The organism is Alkalicoccobacillus gibsonii (assembly GCF_016798245.1).
Classification (GTDB): Bacteria; Bacillota; Bacilli; order Bacillales; family Bacillaceae_D; genus Alkalicoccobacillus; species Alkalicoccobacillus gibsonii.
The window spans coordinates 386,740-406,956 of the sequence record NZ_JAEUZA010000002.1 but is presented as its reverse complement, the minus strand read 5'-3'; the positions used below and the strand labels follow the sequence as shown (position 1 = coordinate 406,956).

General features: G+C 41.2%; 17 protein-coding genes. 6 read left to right on the top strand and 11 right to left on the bottom strand.

Translation table 11 applies throughout. The features are described 5' to 3' along the window. Positions 1–142 precede the first annotated feature (142 nt). On the top strand, positions 143–487 hold the full coding sequence (locus JNO66_RS08765; RefSeq protein WP_203087878.1) for a YflT domain-containing protein: 345 nt from the start codon (positions 143–145) through the stop codon (positions 485–487). Between the two features lie 66 nt (positions 488–553). Here JNO66_RS08765 and JNO66_RS08760 read toward each other — a convergent pair whose 3' ends face one another. Next, complete coding sequence (locus JNO66_RS08760) at positions 554–2,212, bottom strand: putative bifunctional diguanylate cyclase/phosphodiesterase (RefSeq protein ID WP_203087877.1); 1,659 nt, start codon at positions 2,210–2,212, stop codon at positions 554–556. A 351-nt stretch (positions 2,213–2,563) separates the two neighbouring features. Here JNO66_RS08760 and JNO66_RS08755 point away from each other — a divergent pair, with 351 nt between their 5' ends. Next, a complete protein-coding gene (locus JNO66_RS08755; protein WP_203087876.1) occupies positions 2,564–3,118 on the top strand; it encodes a YpiB family protein in 555 nt (184 codons plus the stop codon). On the opposite strand, the gene JNO66_RS08750 is transcribed toward JNO66_RS08755, so the two are convergent. Further along, the gene (locus JNO66_RS08750; RefSeq protein ID WP_203087875.1) at positions 3,110–4,780 is read right to left on the bottom strand and encodes a M20/M25/M40 family metallo-hydrolase; all 1,671 of its coding nucleotides are present in this window, start codon (positions 4,778–4,780) and stop codon (positions 3,110–3,112) included. The genes JNO66_RS08755 and JNO66_RS08750 overlap by 9 nt on opposite strands. 297 nt (positions 4,781–5,077) lie before the next feature. Between JNO66_RS08750 and JNO66_RS08745 the strand changes: the two genes are divergently transcribed. The 4 genes from JNO66_RS08745 to JNO66_RS08730 are packed head-to-tail and all read left to right on the top strand — an operon-like array spanning position 5,078 to position 8,538. After that, positions 5,078–6,004 (top strand): metal ABC transporter solute-binding protein, Zn/Mn family, encoded by a 927-nt coding sequence (locus JNO66_RS08745; RefSeq protein ID WP_246483216.1) that lies wholly within the window; start codon positions 5,078–5,080, stop codon positions 6,002–6,004. A 2-nt stretch (positions 6,005–6,006) separates the two neighbouring features. Further along, complete coding sequence (locus JNO66_RS08740; RefSeq protein ID WP_203087873.1) at positions 6,007–6,765, top strand: metal ABC transporter ATP-binding protein; 759 nt, start codon at positions 6,007–6,009, stop codon at positions 6,763–6,765. Continuing rightward, positions 6,743–7,639: a metal ABC transporter permease gene (locus tag JNO66_RS08735; protein ID WP_203087872.1), complete on the top strand. Its 897-nt coding sequence runs from the start codon at positions 6,743–6,745 to the stop codon at positions 7,637–7,639. The genes JNO66_RS08740 and JNO66_RS08735 overlap by 23 nt, the downstream gene beginning before the upstream one ends. Then, positions 7,636–8,538 (top strand): metal ABC transporter permease, encoded by a 903-nt coding sequence (locus JNO66_RS08730; RefSeq protein ID WP_203087871.1) that lies wholly within the window; start codon positions 7,636–7,638, stop codon positions 8,536–8,538. The genes JNO66_RS08735 and JNO66_RS08730 overlap by 4 nt, the downstream gene beginning before the upstream one ends. Positions 8,539–8,618: 80 nt before the next feature. Here JNO66_RS08730 and JNO66_RS08725 read toward each other — a convergent pair whose 3' ends face one another. The 9 genes from JNO66_RS08725 to JNO66_RS08685 all read right to left on the bottom strand — a co-directional run bounded on the left by JNO66_RS08725 (position 8,619) and on the right by JNO66_RS08685 (position 20,189). Beyond that, positions 8,619–9,116: a GNAT family N-acetyltransferase gene (locus JNO66_RS08725; protein WP_273753229.1), complete on the bottom strand. Its 498-nt coding sequence runs from the start codon at positions 9,114–9,116 to the stop codon at positions 8,619–8,621. 15 nt (positions 9,117–9,131) lie between these two features. Further along, on the bottom strand, positions 9,132–9,884 hold the full coding sequence (locus JNO66_RS08720; protein ID WP_203087870.1) for a Cof-type HAD-IIB family hydrolase: 753 nt from the start codon (positions 9,882–9,884) through the stop codon (positions 9,132–9,134). A gap of 28 nt (positions 9,885–9,912) precedes the next feature. Beyond that, positions 9,913–11,280, bottom strand: coding sequence for a dipeptidase (locus JNO66_RS08715; protein ID WP_203087869.1), 1,368 nt, complete (start codon positions 11,278–11,280; stop codon positions 9,913–9,915). Positions 11,281–11,429: 149 nt separating this feature from the next. Next, positions 11,430–13,103 carry an SLC13 family permease gene (locus JNO66_RS08710; protein WP_203087868.1) on the bottom strand — a complete coding sequence of 558 codons (1,674 nt, stop codon included), beginning with the start codon at positions 13,101–13,103 and terminating at the stop codon, positions 11,430–11,432. A gap of 110 nt (positions 13,104–13,213) precedes the next feature. Beyond that, positions 13,214–13,927 (bottom strand): response regulator, encoded by a 714-nt coding sequence (locus tag JNO66_RS08705; protein WP_203087867.1) that lies wholly within the window; start codon positions 13,925–13,927, stop codon positions 13,214–13,216. Then, positions 13,920–15,536: a DcuS/MalK family sensor histidine kinase gene (gene dcuS / locus JNO66_RS08700; RefSeq protein WP_203087866.1), complete on the bottom strand. Its 1,617-nt coding sequence runs from the start codon at positions 15,534–15,536 to the stop codon at positions 13,920–13,922. The genes JNO66_RS08705 and dcuS overlap by 8 nt, the downstream gene beginning before the upstream one ends. A gap of 153 nt (positions 15,537–15,689) precedes the next feature. Beyond that, on the bottom strand, positions 15,690–17,690 hold the full coding sequence (locus JNO66_RS08695; RefSeq protein WP_203087865.1) for a methyl-accepting chemotaxis protein: 2,001 nt from the start codon (positions 17,688–17,690) through the stop codon (positions 15,690–15,692). Between the two features lie 191 nt (positions 17,691–17,881). Next, positions 17,882–18,499, bottom strand: coding sequence for a nicotinate (nicotinamide) nucleotide adenylyltransferase (nadD, locus tag JNO66_RS08690; RefSeq protein WP_210340819.1), 618 nt, complete (start codon positions 18,497–18,499; stop codon positions 17,882–17,884). A gap of 22 nt (positions 18,500–18,521) precedes the next feature. Continuing rightward, complete coding sequence (locus JNO66_RS08685) at positions 18,522–20,189, bottom strand: nicotinate phosphoribosyltransferase (RefSeq protein ID WP_203087863.1); 1,668 nt, start codon at positions 20,187–20,189, stop codon at positions 18,522–18,524. Between the last annotated feature and the right edge of the window lie 28 nt (positions 20,190–20,217).

Below are 20,217 nucleotides of genomic sequence, written 5' to 3'. Positions count from 1 at the left end.
GATCTGCCTTTTGGGTTTATTTTCTTCTATTTCACTTTGTACTACTTCAATAGCTTTTGTCATTTTTACATCATTAAACCACAATTTGAGTGTTTTAATGGTGGTCCACCGGGTACACATAAAGTACAGGAGGCGATACATTATGAAACCAGTTTATAAAGAATTTAAGAATGATGAAGAAGTAGTAAGTGCAGTGAATTCTCTTAAAACGCAAGGTGTTCATGAGGACAACATCTATGTAATTACTCATGATGATGACCGTACAAATCGTGTTGCTGACAACGCGGACGCCAATACGGTTGGTGTAAGTGAGACTGGACTCGGCACGTCTATCAAAAACGTTTTCCGTAAAAAAGGCGATGAGCTTCGTGCGAAGTTTGAGGAGCTAGGTTTCAGCCATGAAGAAGCAGAGTTACTTGAAGACAAGCTTGATCAAGGACAAATTATTCTTGCGATCAAAGATGCTCCAGCAACTGTAACAATCTAAGATTTCCCCCCGTGAAATCCATAGAACAAACAAGCCTCTGAGGATAAACCTCAGAGGCTTGTTACTTTAATTCACAAAGCTTTCCATCTCTTTACGTATTGAAGCGGTTACCCCTGCAAGGGATTCGATTGGTACCGGTTTGCTGAAGTAATATCCTTGAATTTCATCGCAATTCATCTTTTGAAGGAGATCGACCTGTTCCTCAGTTTCAACGCCTTCTGCTGTAACCGTCATCCCTAACTTCTGGGCAAGAGCAATGATAGAAGTCACAATATGATAGTCTTTTGAACCTGTCGTTACGTTCTGAATAAAGACTTTATCAATCTTTATTTTGTTTGCCGGTAGGAGGCGTAAGTAATTGAGCGAAGCATGACTTACACCAAAGTCATCGATCGCTATTTGAAAACCCGCCTCACGTAGTCGTTTTAATTTATCAATTGTAGCTACTTCATTTTTCAGTATGGAATGCTCTGTAATTTCAAGAGCAATGTGACGAGGATCTACATTATGTCTTTTTGTTGTATGTAAGAGTAATGCCTCAAGTCTGTTGGATTCAAGAGTTTTCGTAGAAAGATTAACAGATACCCGAATTTCATCACGATGAATAGAGCGTATCTGTTGACAGACTCGATCTACAACCCACTCATCAATCATTTCAATTAATCCACATTCCTCAGCTACCAGTATAAATTGGTCAGGTGAGATGAATCCAAGCTTAGGACTTACCCAGCGAATCAGCGCCTCATAATGAATAACCTGAGGCGATAATTGAATAATTGGTTGATAATATAATGTAAACTCCTGATTCTCAATTGCTTTCTTCAGCTCACGTTCAAGCATATTCCGGTCAAGCTCAGTACCTGTTCTTTTAGAACATTCGTCATAATGCCTGATCTTATTGCCGCCTAACTGTTTCGCTTCAAACATCGCACGATAGGCCTGCATAATGAGTTGATCCACAGTATCCGTTGACTTCGTAGCTGTAGCAATACCCATACTCGCTGTTACATAAATCTCTAGTTTATTCATTTTGAACGGTGTGGCCAATCCTATTTGTAATTCAGTGGCACAATGAAAAGATGTCTCTTGGTCTACGAGTATAATTAACTCGTCACCTGTTACGCGAGTCATAATAGCATTTTCTTGCAGGATCGATTTTAGACGAGCCGCGATATCAATTACCATTTGTTCAATACGTGCGTGTCCAATTCGATCAATAATGGTACTAAACTGATCTATGTTTATATAAATGAGTGCTAACGATTTGTTGTCATCTAAGCCTTTTAGCTTCTGTTGGACGGATTCTCTGAAATAATCGAAACTAGGTAAACCTGATCTTGCTTCAAACGTTTCTTCTCTTATACTTTCTAATCGTTTTGAATAGACAAGTATATACGTACTCTCTCCATCTTGAAGTGGTAGAGGAACACACATCATTCGTTCAAAATCGGCAGCATGAAGACGCTCAGTATATTGAATAGCCTTTTGCTCGTCCATAGCCCTCATTAGTAACGAAGTAATCCTCTGTGTGCGATAACTTGGAATCACATCCTCCACGTACTTCCCAATTGATTCTTCTGTTAAATAAGTAGATTCATTCTCGCTGACACTAATATATTCATATTGAAACCGACCATCTACATACTTCAGTATATACACGGAATCATATGCATTACGTAGTGCATCGACTAGTTTTTCTAATTGAATATTAGCTTGTATAGTCAAGGTCGATTACTGACTCCTTTCTTCTGCGCCCACAGAAGTCCCTACTTATATATCGTAAAATTGCGTCAATCTTTCAAGTCCTTCGTTCCATTGAATTGAATTATTTCCTTTTTTGAGTTTCATGAAATTCTCTTTGTTTTTTCTTACGGTCTTTAAGAATTTTACGCACCACTGGATAAAGAACAGGTCCCCATCTTAGTGCAAGTCTTATGATTCTTGACATGCTCCCACCTACCTTCTTCTTGTAGAGTTTCGTATTCCCCTAATAAGGTAAATAGAAACATAATCGACTCATTTGAGGTATGATTAAGAGAAACGTACTCGCAATCTTGAAAATTGGTAGGTGATCATATGAATAGATGGGTTTCCACCTCGGAGAAAGCTGCATTCTTGCAGTGGTTCCTTAAGAACCACCGATTAAAAAGCAGAGAAGCCAGAACCTTACTCGATTATTTAGTCAATCATTTACATGTCCTTGAACACATCACCTTTATTTCCACCCTGCCTGCAAGTGGAAAAACTATTGTGATTTCAAGTATGCAATCCGATGAGCCTGGCTTTGTCTATTATGATCAAGCTAAAAAAAGCGAGGATCCATCAAGAGTACTTGGAGAGTTTATGGCACATCCTACAGTTAAGCGCAATCTAATGATCCACTTTTATGGAAGTCATATTCATACGTCCTATCAACAGCTTATTCAAACTCCTATTAAGGAACAATTTCAGAACTACAAACGATTCAAAGGGTACGAGCAGGTCACACAAAGTGTATTAGAGAAGGTTCAAAAGGATACAGATCGAACGACCCTGCTTATGCAGATTGATCAGGCATTGGATGAACGAAATGAGGCAAAATTTAAAGAGTTGAGTCTCCTATTAAAAGAGATGGACCAATCATCAAACTGATTGGTTCATCCGATCAATAGCTTCTAAAGCGTAAGTGAGGAGTAGTGGGGCTACTTTCGTTGAGTAAGGAAGCTGCAAACGTTCTGAGCGTTTATGTGCATCTTTACCAAATGGACCAATATTCAGTGTCGGTATATCAAGTTCTTCAATTTGTTTCAGGGGAAGATCATATCCATTTTTATATAGTGGCATATGACGCACCAGCGACTGATATGCTTGAGTGTCTCCACTGCTTCTACAATAGCTTACATCAGATAGACCTGGGAAAAACGTTTTGATCGCAATTGTCTCTTTTAACTCATCTTTTGCATAGATGGCCAACCGTCCAACCATTTCTGAGAGCTTCGCATCTTTTGCAGAGTCTAAGCTTACATGTGGATAATAAGGCGGTTGAAGCATAACTAAATAAAATGGCGCTCGGTCAAGAAAGTAGTTTGAAAGATCTCGTGCAATGGCAAGAGTTGCTTCCGAATAATCTTCCGTGTCCTTCTGCTCCTGTAAAATCGTTTGATATATCTGTTCAAATTCCTCCCCATATTTATTCATTCCCATTTGGTACATATCTTCTAATGTGAACACTTTTGGTTCTGGTATACCACTTTCAAGTTCAGATGTAACATACGTTTGTGTTGAACGCAGACGTAAAAGACGTTCATAGATCTGTACGCTCGAATGCTTACAGGCTTGAATCATTTTCTCCATGACTTCTTCAGGCTGAGTGGACAATGTCAGGACATTATAGAGTAAGTACGCTTCGTTAGGTGTCTGTACATCATAACTGTCCTTTAAATCACGAATTCTAAGACAGGTCGGTGATGGTGATGTCTCACCAATTGCCTGATCAGCAAACTTCTCTGACCACTCCATCTCTACTGCCAGCTGAGCCGCCATCACGGATGCATTAATTCCTTCGAGTGGTTGACCTACATGTGTTTCTCTGCCTAGGCAATAAATAAAAGGAAGCAGTTTACCTGTTGAACCTGTGTACACATATTTCTGATAATCATTTGGAAAAGCTGAGAAGTTAGGTTCACTGCAAATACACGCATCAAACGTCCATCCCTTTTGTTTCATTTGATAGAGTTCACTTACTGCCGCAAACATGCCTTTTGATAGCTTCTCTTCATCTGGAACCGCCACTAATACAAGGTTTTGACTGATCCCTTTCGCCTCACTTAAATCCTGAAGAACAGACATCTGCATGGCAAGCCCGGCCTTCATATCCATTGTCCCACGACCAAACAAGTAATCTCCTGATTGAAGATCATCCTTTGCATCGACATTTAAATATCCTTCTTGTTCATCCTTGATCGCATCTTCCAGCTGGTCTGGTAAAAAAGCAAACGATTTGTACTGACCAAAATCATCTACACCAACAACATCAAAGTGACTTAATAAAAGGGTTGCATGTTGTGAATTCGGATTCCCTTCCATTAAGGCAATCACTGCTTCCCGGTTTTCTGAGTCACCCGGAATAGGCACCGTCACAATATGATCTGGATGCTCTTTGTAGTAGTCCAAGCGTTTAAGGATCTTCACAATTACATCAGCCATCTCACGTTCTCCAGAGGTTCCTGAAATACTTGGCTGATTTACGAGTTCAATCGTTAATTGCTTGATTCGTTCTGCATGTGCGTAGTATTTAATGGTCTTGTGGTCCAAGCGAACTCCCCCTAAGTCTCCCCATATGTGAAGCAGGTTGTTATAACTAAACGTATGCAAATGTCACCTAGTCGGTTTCATTAAAATATTCCTGTTTGTCCCATCATATCAAGATTGTTTTAAAGTGACGATCCATTTTCGCAATTCTTTTACATTTCATGTGAGGTTATCTTCTGTCTCAAACACTCTTTATTGACAAATTTGCCGTTGACTATTAAAGTTTACTTAACGCAACTTTTAGTCGCTTGTCATACTTTTTTTAACGAAACAAGGTTTTACGCCAAAAGGAGATGTATGATGCAACATAGAGGAAAGTGGATCTACTTTATTATTTTTTTCACACTGGTCTTAACAGGCTGTCAGTCTAACGAGTTTAGAGACAATGACACCCTTTCTGTTGTCACGACAACTGCACAAATTGCCGACCCTCTGCGTATAATTGGAGGCGACCGCATTCATGTTGAGAGTCTAATGGGAACAGGGGTTGACCCTCACCTATACGAGGCTTCACAAGGAGATATTAGTACATTAGAGCAAGCAGATATCCTTTTTTATAATGGTGTTCATCTTGAAGCAAATATGAGCGAGGTCTTCGAACACACCTCGGTTCCGACTCTTGCTTTTGGAAGTGCCGCAGATCCCAATGACTTACTCGAAGATCCGGCTTCAAAAGGCTCACCTGATCCACATATCTGGTTTGATATTGATATCTGGGAAGATGGTATTATCGCTGCAGTTGAAAAGTTAAAAGAACTTTCTCCTGATGATGCCGAGTATTTTGAAGAAAACAAACAAGAATACCTTTTAGAGCTTGAGGAATTAAAGACGTATTCCAAGAATAAACTTGGCTCCATTGATAAAGAAAAACGTGTGCTGGTTACCGCACATGATGCCTTTCAATATTTTGCAAGAATGAACGATCTTGAGGTTGTTGCGCTACAAGGATTAAGTACGGAATCAGAGATTGGGATTTCGGATGTTCAATCAACCGTTCAAACAATTGTTGATCAAGACATTCCATCCGTATTTGTTGAATCAAGCGTAAATAAAGCCGCCATTCAATCGGTTATTGAAGGAGTTAAACGAACAGGACACGATATATCGCTTGGAGGAGAGCTTTATTCCGACGCGATGGGAGAAGAAGGAACAGAGTCAGGCACATATATAGGGATGTATCGCTATAATGTAGATACTATATACGATGCTCTTTCAGGAGGGACATAAGCATGTCGCATGTATTAGAAGTAGATAACGTAAGCGCCGCATATCGAAAAAATAAGGTGTTGGACCAGGTAACATTTGCTGTGGAGCAAGGAACATTAACAGGAATTGTTGGCCCGAATGGTGCGGGGAAATCAACCTTAATTAAAACATTACTACAGCTACACCCCTCTTTAGGTGGGAATGTTACGTTTTTTGGACATTCGTTAAAAGCAGAGAAAACACGTGTAGGTTATGTTCCCCAAAGAGGATCTGTTGATTGGGACTTCCCTACAAATGCGCTAGATGTCGTCATGATGGGGTTATATCAAAAGATTGGCTGGTTTAAATGGCCAATGCGTCGTCACAAAGAAAAAGCGTTTGAAGCATTAGAAAAGGTTGGGATGGGGGCTTTTGCCGAGAGACAGATTAGCCAGCTTTCAGGCGGACAGCAGCAAAGAGTTTTTCTTGCTCGTGCGCTTATTCAAGAAGCAGATCTTTACTTTATGGATGAACCGTTTGCTGGGGTTGATGCATCAACAGAAAAAGCAATCATGACGATCCTGAAGGAACTTAAAAACAATGGTAAAACGGTTCTCGTTGTCCACCACGACCTTCAGACCGTCCAGGATTATTTTGATCAGGTTCTATTGCTAAACAAATCAGTCATTGCTCACGGTCCAACACAGCAGGTGTTTAACGCAGAAACCATTGCGAATGCTTATGGTGGTGCAGTGCGTTGGATGAAGGAGGGAATAAGTAATGGCCATCCTTCTCTCCAGTAATTTTCAGTGGGTTCTACTCAGCACGACACTACTTGGAATTGCTGCTGGAATGTTTGGTACATTGGCTTATTGGAGAAAGCAAAGCTTAATGAGTGATGCACTTTCTCATGCTGCCCTTCCAGGTGTTGTGATTGCCTTTATGATTATGAATGAGAAGAACCTTCCTTTTTTAATACTTGGCGCGGGCATAAGCGCGTTACTTGGTGCCTTTTTCATTCAAGCTATTAAAACCTCAACCCGTATTAAGGAAGATACAGCAATGGGGATGATTCTCTCTGTCTTTTTTGGTGGAGGGATTATGCTCTTAACTATCGCAAATCGTTCCGGCGGTGGAAACCAAAGCGGTCTGGACAGTTTTATCTTTGGTCAGGCGGCCACTATGGTTCAATCAGACGTCTACATGATGGCTGGTCTTGCCGGTCTGGTCATTCTCATTATCATCGTTGCCTTCAAAGAGTGGAAGCTCTTTTTGTTTGATCCTGATTTTGCGAAAGGTCTAGGTTATTCGCTAAAAGGATTAAATGCTGTCTATCTTGCGGTACTTGTTGTTACGATTGTAATCGGGATTCAAGCTGTAGGTGTCATCCTGATGGCAGCACTCCTTATTATTCCGGCTGTGAGTGCAAGATATTGGACCCATTCTTTTAAAACGATGATGGGCTTATCGGCTGCTTTTGGTGGCGTATCTGGTGCTCTTGGTACATTTATTAGTGCCCAAGGAGCCGGATGGCCCACCGGACCTTTTATTGTGCTAGCAGCCTCATGCCTCTTCCTTGTATCCCTTGTGATCGGAAAAGAAAAAGGACTGTTGATCGAATGGCTCGAACATCGTTCTCTGCGGCGTGAGACCGAGCCTAAGGGAGGCAAAGCATGACATATGTAGCTTGGATACTTATTACCGCTTCTTTAGTTGGAATGTCGTGTGGAATGATCGGGGTATTCTTAGTTTTAAGACGGATGGCGATGATGGCAGATGCGATTAGTCATACGGTACTCCTTGGCATCGTACTTGCCTTTATGGTTACACATAGCTTAGAAGGTGTCCATATGCTGATCGGTGCCGCTCTAGCTGGACTATTAACCACTTACCTTGTTCAGTGGTTTCAATCAAAGGGCGTACAGTATGATGCATCAATTGGAGTGGTCTTCACGAGTTTGTTTGCTATCGGGGTCATCTTGGTTTCAACAAGTATCGGGAATACTCACCTTGATATTAAACACACGTTAATGGGAGAGATTGCATTTATCCCATGGAATACAGTTACTCTACCTTTCATCGGGTTTGAAGTGCCTGTCGCAACCTTGACGTTATTCTGCGTGTTCCTTCTTGTGCTCGGGCTTATTTTAGCCTTTTATAAAGAATGGAAGCTCACTGCTTTTGACCCTGCACTTGCTGCAAGTCTTGGTCTGCCCGTGGTTGGACTTCATTACTTATTCATGACACTTGTGTCTTTAACAACGGTTGCCTCCTTTGATGCAGTTGGAGCCATTCTCGTTGTTGCGATGTTGATTACACCGGCAGCTTCTGCCTACTTGTGGACAGAGCGCTTGTCAGTAATGCTCTTACTAAGTGCATTATTCGGTGTGGTTTCTTCAATCGCTGGTTATTACATTGCTGTGTGGTTGGATACCTCCGTATCAGGTTCAATGGCCTTTTCAACAGGAATTGTGTTTGTGATTAGCTTTATCTTCTCTCCAACACACGGGGTTATCTCTAAGTGGATCCGACCACAAAATGTGCAAAAGACTACGTTAAGCAAAAGTACAAATTAAAAAACACGAATGGCGAGTGATTCGATCGTAGAATCATTCGCCATTTTTGTATCGATTATTAGTTATGTCCCACGCTCTTTCTAATTCGTTTCATCCACAGCAAGAAGCGTAGGATGCGTCATAATAATGAAGTCTGCATCCGCTGCTGGAAAGGACGCGACACGGTGAAACCCAATCGATTCGTACAGCTTGATGGCCCGTTGATTAAACGTCGCGACAGACAGTCGTACCCCAGTATTGGGATACGTTTCTTTTAAGAAGGTGACGATCCTTTGAAAAAATTCACGTCCCCTTCCCTGTCCTGTTTGCTTAGGTGCCATTCCAAGACCAATATCAATAAATCGTTCCACGTACATACCCGTTGCTCGACCTTCGGGCACTTGGGCAGAGGTACCAATACAAAAGATGCCAACAAGCTTCCCCTCGCACCGAACGGTATAATAAGGGTTCATCAGAAATTCCTGCATTGCTTCAGCCTGCGCTCGAATATTATAAAAGTCGTAGGGTACCTCGTACTTCCAGTGAATGACCTCCACTGCATCCTCAGGTGTAATGTCTGCAATCACAGCGTTCTCCACGTCGGATCACCTGCCTTATGAGAGTACCCACGTTCTGATCGCATGAGCCACTCCAGCTTCATCATTTGTCGTTGTTACCCAATCAGCTGTATCTTTTACAAGCAGTTGAGCGTTGCCCATTGCCACACCTAGACCTGCCTCTTTAATCATAGCTAAATCATTTAAGCTGTCACCAACAGCCATGACTTGATCCATCGTTAGTCCAAGAAACTCACACACTTTCTTTAGTCCTTGGGCTTTGTTCACCCCAGCTGCGTTGATTTCAAGGTTAGTAGGGCTTGAGTTACTGATCTCTAGCTCTGGGTGCGACTGAAGTTCTTTTAAGATCGTGAGCCTAGTTTCATCATCCATCACATCAAAGCCAAACTTCAACCATTCTGACTGATGAATATCCTCAGGCATTTCGTTTCTCCATACTTTGTCCACTGATGTAGCCCAAGCATGTGTACCATGTTCGTTACGAAGGTCCCACATTTTCTGAACAAACTGGCTATCCAGCTTATTTCTTTCAACGAGGTTTAAGTCACGATCCCAAATCTCGCTCCCGTTTACAGTAACAAGGTACGATGTAAGCTTTAATGTTTCTGCGTGTTCACTCGTTGTCATTAATGAACGTCCTGTACTTAGAACAACATATACGCCTTTATCCTGTGCTTCTTTAATGGCTGCGATATTCTCTTCTGATAAAGTGTGAGCTGAGTTAAGCAATGTTCCGTCAATATCTAATGCAACTAGTTTAATTTCTTTTTTCTCTGTCTGTGTAGTCATGGTAATCTCCTATCTCTTGTGACGATGTTTATAATGAAAGTGTATCCCAGAATGTTAGTAATGTTTCAATGCCCTTGTCATAATTCTCTAAATGGAAATGCTCATTCGGCGCATGGAAATTCTCACTTGGCAATCCGAAGCCCATTAACAAAATAGGGATTGAAAGTACTTGGTCGAACGTTTCAACAACAGGGATCGATCCGCCCATACGTGTGAAAAGAGCCGGTTCTCCGTACACTTTTTCATAGGAATCTGTTGCTGTTTTAAAGGCAGGATGATCCGTTGGTGCAAGGAACGGTTTTCCTTTATCAAATCGAGTGGTGTTTACAGTGACCCCAGGTGGAGTATGAGCCTCTAGATGTTTTTCAATTAGCTCTGAAATGGTATCTGGATCCTGTCCAGGAACAAGTCGACATGTGATTTTTGCATGTGCAAGAGAAGGAATAACGGTTTTAACGCCTTCTCCTTGAAACCCTCCATAAATACCGTTTACTTCTAGAGTCGGACGCACCCATGTATGTTCGCGTGCAGTGTATCCTGCTTCTCCAAACAGCTCACTCACGTCCAGTTCTGACTTAAGCTCTTCCTCGTAATTTCCAAGCTTTTTGTAGCCTTCTCGCTCTTCTTCAGTTGGCTCAATCACACCATCGTAGAAGCCTTCTACTTGAATTCTTCCCTCTTCATCTCTCAGCGTACTAAGTAATTGGACAAGTGCATGAATGGAGTTTTGTACGGCTCCTCCATACAATCCTGAATGAAGGTCACCCTTTGCCCCTTTTACATCGACTTGGAGACTGCATAAGCCACGCAATCCAGTGCAGACAGCAGGTTTTCCTTTTCCGAGGATCGGTGTATCCGAGATCATTAAAATGTCGGAGGCAAGTAAGTCTTTATGTTCTGATACAAACGCATCTAGACTTGGACTTCCGATTTCTTCTTCTCCTTCGATGAGGAATTTCACATTAAAAGGTAATGTCCCATTCACTTTAAGCATCGCTTCTACTGCTTTCACGTGCATAAAGGTTTGTCCCTTATCATCACTCGCACCACGTGCATAAAGCTTCTCATCGTGAATAACCGGTTCAAAAGGAGGGCTGTCCCACAAATTCACCGGATCAACAGGCTGTACATCATAATGTCCATATACAAGAATAGTGTGTGTATTGTCTGGATGACTCCATTCTCCGTATACAACCGGGTGACCAGGTGTCTCCATTAATTGAGCCGTTGTAAGCCCTGCCCCTTTGAGTGATTCAACCACCCATTCTGCTGCTTTTCTAACGTCTTCTTTGTGGTCTGATAACGCACTGATACTTGGAATACGCAGAAACTCAATAAGCTGATCTAAATGCTGCTGACGGTTGTCACGAATGTACTGGGATACTTGAGATGACATGATAACATCTTCCTTTCGTTGTTCATTATGTAAGTAAATTAAGTGTATCATAGCCTCCCCTAAATGAAACGAGTGTTGCCTATAAATCAAAAAAGCATTTTAGATGGTTACATCGCTCCCATCTAAAATGCCTTTTGTTACATTACAGTTTATCTAAAATTCTCTGGGAAGACAGACAGATCAATTCCCCATAATAGAGGCAGCATTAAGTAGACCGCTGCAATAATTAATACCGTTGCAATGATATTGACGATAAATCCGACACGCACCATTTCAATGATTTTAAGCTTACCCGTCCCAAATATGATAGCATTTGGCGGCGTTCCTACCGGTAGCATGAATGCACAGTTTGCAGCCATTGCACACGGAACCATCACTGCGTACGGATGGATATTTATGGCGACTGCTAGTGCTGCAACAATTGGTAGAATCATTGTAGCCGTTGCTGTATTGGACGTGATTTCGGTTAAAGCCATGATTAGTAAGGTCGAAGCAAGGATAACGATAAAGATATGCATACCATCTAATACTTGAAGCTGCTCACCCATCCAATCAGAAAGCCCAGAGGATGTGAAGCCTGAAGCAATCGCAAGACCCCCTCCAAAGAGTAGAAGCACTCCCCATGGAATGTCTTTTGAGTCTTTCCATTCCAGGATACGAGTTCCAAACTTCTTTGAAGCCGGTAGAAGGAATAAGGCAGCCGTTGCTACCATTGCAATGATTCCATCGGTTAGATCAAGACCCTCAAACCATCTTGTCCAAACCAGTTCTCTTGTTACCCACATTAAAGCCGTGACAACAAAGACAACCAAAACTGTACCCTCTTCAAAGGACATCTTCCCAAGCGCCTTACGTTCTTTCGTAATTACTTCTTTTCCACCAGGTAATCCTTTAATCTTAATTTTAAAGGCAAATCGCCCTAAATAAATCCAAGTGAAAAGAATTAAAAATACAACAACTGGTGCAGCAAAAAGCATCCAAAGGGCAAATGAAAGCTCAACATCAAATAACGCTTTTATCTGTGCAGCAAGAATGATATTTGGCGGTGTTCCAATTAATGTTCCCAATCCACCAATCGTTCCTGCGTACCCAATTCCAAAAATTAAGGCTTTTTCAAATTTAGGAAGTTCTTTCTCCTCCGGCTTACCTTTTAATGCATCTGCTACTTGTGCAGTGATGGCAAGTCCCATTGGGATCATCATCATAACCGCAGCTGTATTTGAGACCCACATTGATAAGAATCCCGTTGCTACCATAAACCCAAGTAAAATCCGTTGCGTACTCGTTCCAATTAACGAAATAATTAATAAGGCCAGTCGTTTATGAAGGTTCCACTTCTCCATTGCTGTCGCGATAAAGAAACCACCCAAGAATAAAAAGATAATATCATTCCCATAAGATGATGCAACTGCACTTGATTCAAGCGCACCTGTTAAAGGCAGTAAAATTATCGGTAATAATGACGTTGCTGGAATTGGCATCGCTTCGGTAATCCACCACGTGGCTACCCAAAGTGTGACCGCTAAGACGGCCTTACCTTCAAAGGACAGCCCATCAGGTTGAAAGAAAAGAAGAGTTAATAAGAAAAGAACAGGTCCAAGTATGAGCCCGACGAGTTGAGGCGTTTTATAAGGTTTCTTTTCTTTGGGTTCTTTATTTGAATTTGGTTTAGGAGCTTGATTATCTGCCCCTTCACCCGAATTCTGTTTGGTTCTCTGTCTGGCAGCTGAATCCTTTTGATAAGCAAATACATTCAACAAACGTTTTGTTTGACGATGTGATTGCCACAAACTTTGCCAAATTCCTTGAGTGAGAGTTTTCATCTATTTATTCCCCCTAATGAAAGCGTTTACTGTATTCTGAAGCATATTTATACGTACGTCCACTAAAAGAAACTAATGATTAGGCTTATGTAACTTTTGAAAGCAATGAGTTACTCTGATAACAGAGACATAAAGTACTCATTGCCTTTTTGACTTAGTCTAAATTGATTAAGTGGCCTTCCCGTTCCTTCATACGATACTCTGCTCTCAACCATTCCTTGTTCTTCTAAGTAACGTAGATATTTTCTAAGAGAAACTCTAGAAATTGCAGAGGCATCTGATAACTCAGCTGTAGAGAACCATCCACTCAATTGATTAATCTCCTGAAAGACTTTTTTGTACGTAGGCTTCGTGATTCCTTTAGGTAGCTCCTCTTGCTCTCCTATAGGCTCTTTACTACGATTTAGAAACAGTTGATCCACTTGTTCTTGCTTTAATGCTTCTGCCTTTAGCTGGTTAAATTGATCAGCATATTGGAGTAGTGCTTCTTTAAATCGGTCAAAATCAAAAGGTTTCATTAAATAGTCAACAGCTCCATAACGAAGAGCTGTTTGAATAGACGACTGATCATTAGCCGAACTTACAACAATCACATCCGTTTCAATTCGCTTTGCCCGAAGCTCTGATACTAAATCTAAACCATTTTCATTATTCACATATAAGTCGAGTAAGATTAATTCAACCTCTTGCTCTTCAATAATCTCCCAAGCTTCCTTGATTGAGCTTGCTGTACCTATTAAAGAAAATCCAGATATCTGTTCAAGATAGATCCTGTTAAACTTCGCAACCATTGGGTCATCTTCAACAATTAAAACGTTAATCATGTTCTACTCCTCGTATTGGCACGATGGCCCTTAATGTAACTCCCCCATCCACATTTGCAGTGAAGGTTAGTTTTCCACATGAATCCTTTATATACGTGTTCATTAAATATAAACCGTATCCTCTTTCTGCTCCCTTTGTGGAGATTCCTTTATCAACTAATTGATCGAGCTGTGATTGAGTTGTTTGTTTCCCATTATCCTTTGCCTGCCAAAGCATCTGTTCTCCATCAAGATCAATCGTTAACTCAATCACAGGATCATCTATGTCTTGAAGAGCTTCAACTGCATTATCCAGGCTGTTACCTATCACCGTGATCAACGCATTTAACTGGTTTGGATCTTTAATTGATGGCCACGAAAATTTCCCAATCAGTTGAACCTTTATTCCTTGGTTTTTAACCATTTTTAGCTTGTTCAGGAGATATCCAACTAATACCGGGTCATTCACATGTCTAGAAATCCACCCCACATCTTCTTGATAATACGTTGATATCGTTTGAATATACGCTTGAAGATCCTCATAAGACTCAGTATGAACCATTGCTGATACCACGTGTAGCTTATTCATAAATTCGTGAGTCTGTAGTCGCAAGGCTTCTGCATAGGACTTCACTCCTGATAATTGATCCATTGCATGTGTGAGTTCCGTTTTGTCTTGAAACGTGACCATCGCCCCTATTCCCTGGTCATTTAACGTAAGGGGGACCCGATTAACAACTAACTCTAGCTCTTGAAGAGACAATTGTTTATTTCGTTGAATCTTTCCGTTTTTGAGTACGTCCTCTAGCTCAAATTCAGGTAAAACAGCGGCCATTTCCTTATGTAATACGTGGTCTGTTTTTCCAGCCTTTTGAAGAATCCTTACAGCAGCCTCGTTAAGTAGAATGATTTTACCATAAGCGTCCACTGCAATGATTCCCTCTTGAACGGAGGATAACATCGCTTCTCTGCTTTCAAGCAATTGCGCAATTTCAACCGGTTCAAGATTTTGCATCGATCGTTTTATTTTTCTTGCGAGTAAAATAGCGCCAATGAGTCCGGCAACTAAGCCAACTAACCCACCAATCCAGACCATAGCCTGACTGCGATACACAGCTGCGTTAATATGATCTGTTAACATCCCTACAGCTACCACTCCTATTTGTTCCCCTGTTTGTTCATTGTAAACAGGAATGAATGTGCGTAGCGATTCGCCTAGTGTTCCCTCTGCAGTCGAAGAATAGGTTTCTCCTTCAAAGGCTCGTTCTACGTCATTCCCTACAAAGCGCTCTCCTATCATCTCCGGTGTAGGATGGGTTAAACGAACACGTTCCATATCGATGACTACGATATATTCTACATTTGTTTCACTTTGAACTTCCTCTGTATATTCTAGTAATCGTGCTTGCGACTCCTCATTTTCAAGTCCTTCTATGACAACTGGTGACCTAGCGAATGAAGTGGCAATTGTCCACACTTTATCCTCAAGAGCAGACCTTGTTGATTTTGCATTATCAATTGCAACAAGTATCCCAGCTAAAGAGAGTGATAATACTAGAACCGTACAAACAAATAACACAATGACCGTCTGTAAACGATAGCTTCTTTTCGTTGATTTTTTATAAGTCATAATCCTTTACTACCTTTCGCAAATAAACCCTCATCACACTATACCAAAGAAAATATTCAGATAATAGAGTTCAAGTGTGAAACAAAATGGAAAAGACGAATGGCCACTCTAAAATGGAATCATTCGTCCTGAACGTTTTATCTTACTATTCCTCTACCACTTAAACACTTGAACCAGCTTTTGCAGCTCTTCAGACAAGACAGAAAGGTTTTCTGCCGAGCTTGCAATTTCCTCCATTGAAGCTAGCTGTTCTTCTGTTGAAGCTGATACGGTTTGCATTTCTTGAGTGTTCTCCTCTGTACTCGCAGAAAGCTCCGCAAACACTTTAGCAAAGTCCCTTGCCCCTGTTGAAACGTGATTCGCTTCATTCGTAACAATGTTAATTTTGTCGACCATGCTACGTATTTGTTGGTCGATCCTTGTAAATGATTTTCCCGCTTCTTCTGCTACCTTGATTCCGTTATCTACCTCTGAACCACCCACCTGCATCGCATCTGTTGCTTGGTTTGCTTGTTTTTCAATTGATACGATCATCTCGTGAATTTGTTCGCTCGCAGCCGCCGATTGCTCAGCAAGCTTTCGAACCTCTTGGGCAACAACCGCAAATCCTTTTCCATGCTCGCCAGCTCTTGCAGCCTCAATGGACGCATTGAGTGCGAGTAGATTCGTTTGTTCTGCAATCTCTTTTATTAGTGAGGTTACTTGATTAATTTCCTTTGAACTATGAGCGAGCTCACTTATACGCTCTGCGACCGCAACGCTTGTTTCTTTTATGATATTCATCTGGTTCATACTCGACTTGATTGCTTGACTACCTGTGGCAACGACATCTTGTACTTGATTTGCTGTAGAGTTGGCGGTAGTAGTTTCATCTGTAATTTGAAGAACAGATTGATAGAGTTGATCCGCTTTTTTGGTACTCGTTTTCATCGATGTCGTCTGCTCATCAGACGAACTCACTACTTCTTGTACAGCTTTTGTGATCTGCTCAGTAGCTTGGGTATTTTGCTGTGAGCTTGCAAGTAACTGTTCAGATGCGGCGGCGACTTGATTGGACTTGTCCAACACTCCTTGAAGCAGCCCAAGAAAAGATACCCTCATTTGTTCAAACGATTGGCTAAGCTGTCCAATCTCATCATGACGTGTATATTTCTTTTCTTTGCTTTCACTAAGGTCTCCGGTTCCAATACGTGCAGCCGTCTTAGTGAGTCGACGAATTGGTTGTACAATGGATAGAACCATACCAGCTGCCATAATTAAACCGAGAACTAAAGTAATACCAATAACAGTAATGGTTGTCCACCATATCGGGTTCACAGCATCATCTATTTCATCCATGAAAAACGTACCAGCAAGCTTCCAGCCCGTTTGTTCATTTGTTAAAAAGCTCATATATTTCTCTTCTGACTCGTAAGTATACGAGAACGAGCCCGCTTCAGATTGATACATTTTTGCAAAAAAGTCTTCCTGTGCAACAGTCCCTAAGTCACTGGTTGGATGAGAGATAAAGCTCTGATTCCGATCTAAAAGAAATAAGTAGCCTTCCTTACCCACGCTACTAGATTCTATCATTGCGGTTAATTGATCAAGCTCTAAATCGATAGCAACAACACCAGATTCATTTTCTAATGCTTTTGCTAACGTAACCGAAACTTTTTTTGTTGCGAGTGACGTGTAAGGAGCTGACACAAAGATATCACCCTTAGACGCTTTAGCCTGCTGATACCATGAACGTTCTCTAACATCAAAAGAATCTGGATATTCAATAGAGGCGGGCTGATAAGTAAAGTTGCCGTTATCCAGCCCAAGCACTACCTGTTCAACTTCATCCTGCGAGAGATTAAATTGCTCTAGAAGGACAGATGCCTCTGTCTCGTTTGCTGGATTATCCAATGATTGATCAGCTAAGGCATCGACAAGCAAATCTAAGTTCTGAGATTGAGAATGTATGTATTGATGAATCATTCCATCCATTAGTTCAATGTTATCTAGTGCATCTTCCATAATCATCGTTTCCGTATTATCTCTTGCACTATGATAGGAGAAATAACCAATGACTAAAGGTGGAACAATCAATATTAAAAGATATGAAATGATTAGCTTCATCCGCAGAGTGAGGCCTTTTTTCTGTTGTTTTTTCTTTTTCGTTCGCATCCAGACGCTCCCCTTTTCAAATTAAAAGCATTCACTTGTTTTTATCGGATTCTTTTATAGAAAAATGAAGGAGTGAATGGAAAAAGAGCATTCATAAACGAAAGCAATTAGGTTCGTTCAATTAAATAAAGAAAGACTAATGACTCTGTATCAGAATCATTAGTCTTTGCTTAGATTATTTGTTCCCATACCTACTCACTATCCTGATACAATCCATGCCTCAAGATATATTGATAGCAGCTTTCTGGTAGGAGGTATCTTGGTTCTCCGCCACGACTAAATTCTTGGCGAATGTATGTAGAGCTGATCTCCATCGCGAGTCCTTTATCAACAAGGTGAAACCGGCCATCATCTGCGTTTCTAAGTAAGGGAGAAGCTGAGATGGTTTTAAGCATATCAATTCCATCACGAGCCATCACAATGAATTGATGCTCTTCCACTAGCTTTTCACCCTTTACCCAACTCCCGTTTCCAATATCCACAAGAATATCGGCACCCATAACAAAGTAGAGCTCATCATCTGGATACTGTTTCTTTAACCGCTGCATCGTGTAGTACGTATACTGCTGACCAATTGATGCATTCATCTCTTCTGTAGACAGGTCGAATCTTGGGTCATCAGCAATGGCCAACTTTACCATCTCTGTTCGATGCTCATCACCGCCCTGAAGACTTTTGTCACGTCGTTCCTTTGCTGAAGGTAAAAATAAGATCTTATCGAGTTTCTTGCGATGGCAAATCGTTGAAGCTGTCCAAAGATGCACATTCGTAATTGGGTCAAATGAAGAACCATATACTCCAATTTTCAAGGGTTCCACCTCATGATTTTATTTATTGTTTGTTGCCTGCTATCATTTGTTCTTTAAGCTCTCGCAGTTCATCTGAGAGGGCGACAGGGTATACCTCTGGAACCTCTAAGCGTAAATACTCTTCCCAAAACGTTGCTTTACTTGATTGATGATAATTGCGAATTTGCGAAAGGTCTGGCTGGGCGTATACCAGTTCACCATTTTCAAAGATTTTTTTATGCAACTCCTCAAAGGTGAATTGGCGAATGACCTTTGACTTCAGTGGATTTGTTGGGTGCTTTAAGACAATTTCTTCCTTCCCTTCAAGCGATTCATGTGCCAGGCAAATGTAATCTCCCTTTGCCATATGGTTATGATCATACAACCGATACACCTTTTTACGACCTGGATTCAACACTTTATCAATGCTTTCGGAAATCTTGATTAATGAAATCCAATCATTCTGTTTATAGGGCTCGCCATCCCCTTTTTCTTCATGCTGGAAAGGACTTCGAGCGACAATCTTATGAACGCCGCCAAGTGCCGGATGATCATATGCTGTGATGAATTTGGTACCGACTCCCCAAATATCGATTTGGGCTCCTTGTTGCTTTAATGAAGCAATCGTTGCCTCATCCAAGTCGTTTGTTGCAGAGATTTTCACGTAGTTGAGACCTTCTTCGTCCAAGCGCTTACGCACCTTCTTAGATAAATAAGCCAAGTCACCACTATCTAATCGAACAGCCACAAGACGCTGTCCCCGTTGTTCCATGTCCTTGGCAATTCGAATCGCATTTGGGAGACCGCTTTCGAGCGTATTCGTTGTGTCGAGTAATAGTATGACTTTCTCTGGAAATGTATCTGCATAGGATTTGAACGCCTCATATTCACTTTCATGAAACATAATATAAACATGCGCCATGGTTCCAGTAATAGGAAGATCAAATGCTTTTCCTGCTTTCACATTACTTGTTGCATCAAATCCGGCGATGTAAGCCATTTTAGCTCCATACACACTTGAATCCCTTCCTTGTGCACGCCTTTTTCCCATTTCAAGCAGCACATCTCCACCTGTCACTGTCACTAATCGAGATCCTTTAGTGAGTAATAGGGATTCAGAGTTGATCGTGTTTAATAACATTGCTTCAATCCATATACATTCCCAAACGGGTGCTTCAATTCGAAGGGTAGGTGTATGAGGGAAGACGAGGTTTCCCTCTTCTATGGAATAAAGATCTCCACTAAAGCGCATCGTTCGTAACTCTTCTAAAAAAGCTTCATCAAAGGCCTCAGGCTGTTGACGCAAATACTCAATATCCTGTTCATTAAAGTACAGATGATCGAGCATCGAAATAAGATGACCTAACCCGCCAAAAGCAACATAGCCACCCAATTCGCCTCTATAATCCCCTACTCCACGAATAAAAGGTGGTTTGCGGTAAAAATCATCATACACTACTTTATTTTTATGGACATTTTGTTTCCACAACGCGTACATCATCGTTATTGCATAATAATCTGCATCAAGAGCATAGTCTTCAGCAGGATTAAAAAATGGAACCATATCGTATTTACTGCCTGAACAGTTCAAGCAAGAATCTTTGCGTTCTTCCCCTTTAGAGAAGTGCGGATGTCCACACGAGGAACATACATGAACAAATCGAAATTCTTTAGGGTCAATAAAATCAAACAACGTTTTACCACGTACCATCAAACGTAACTCCTTCTTGAGACAAGCC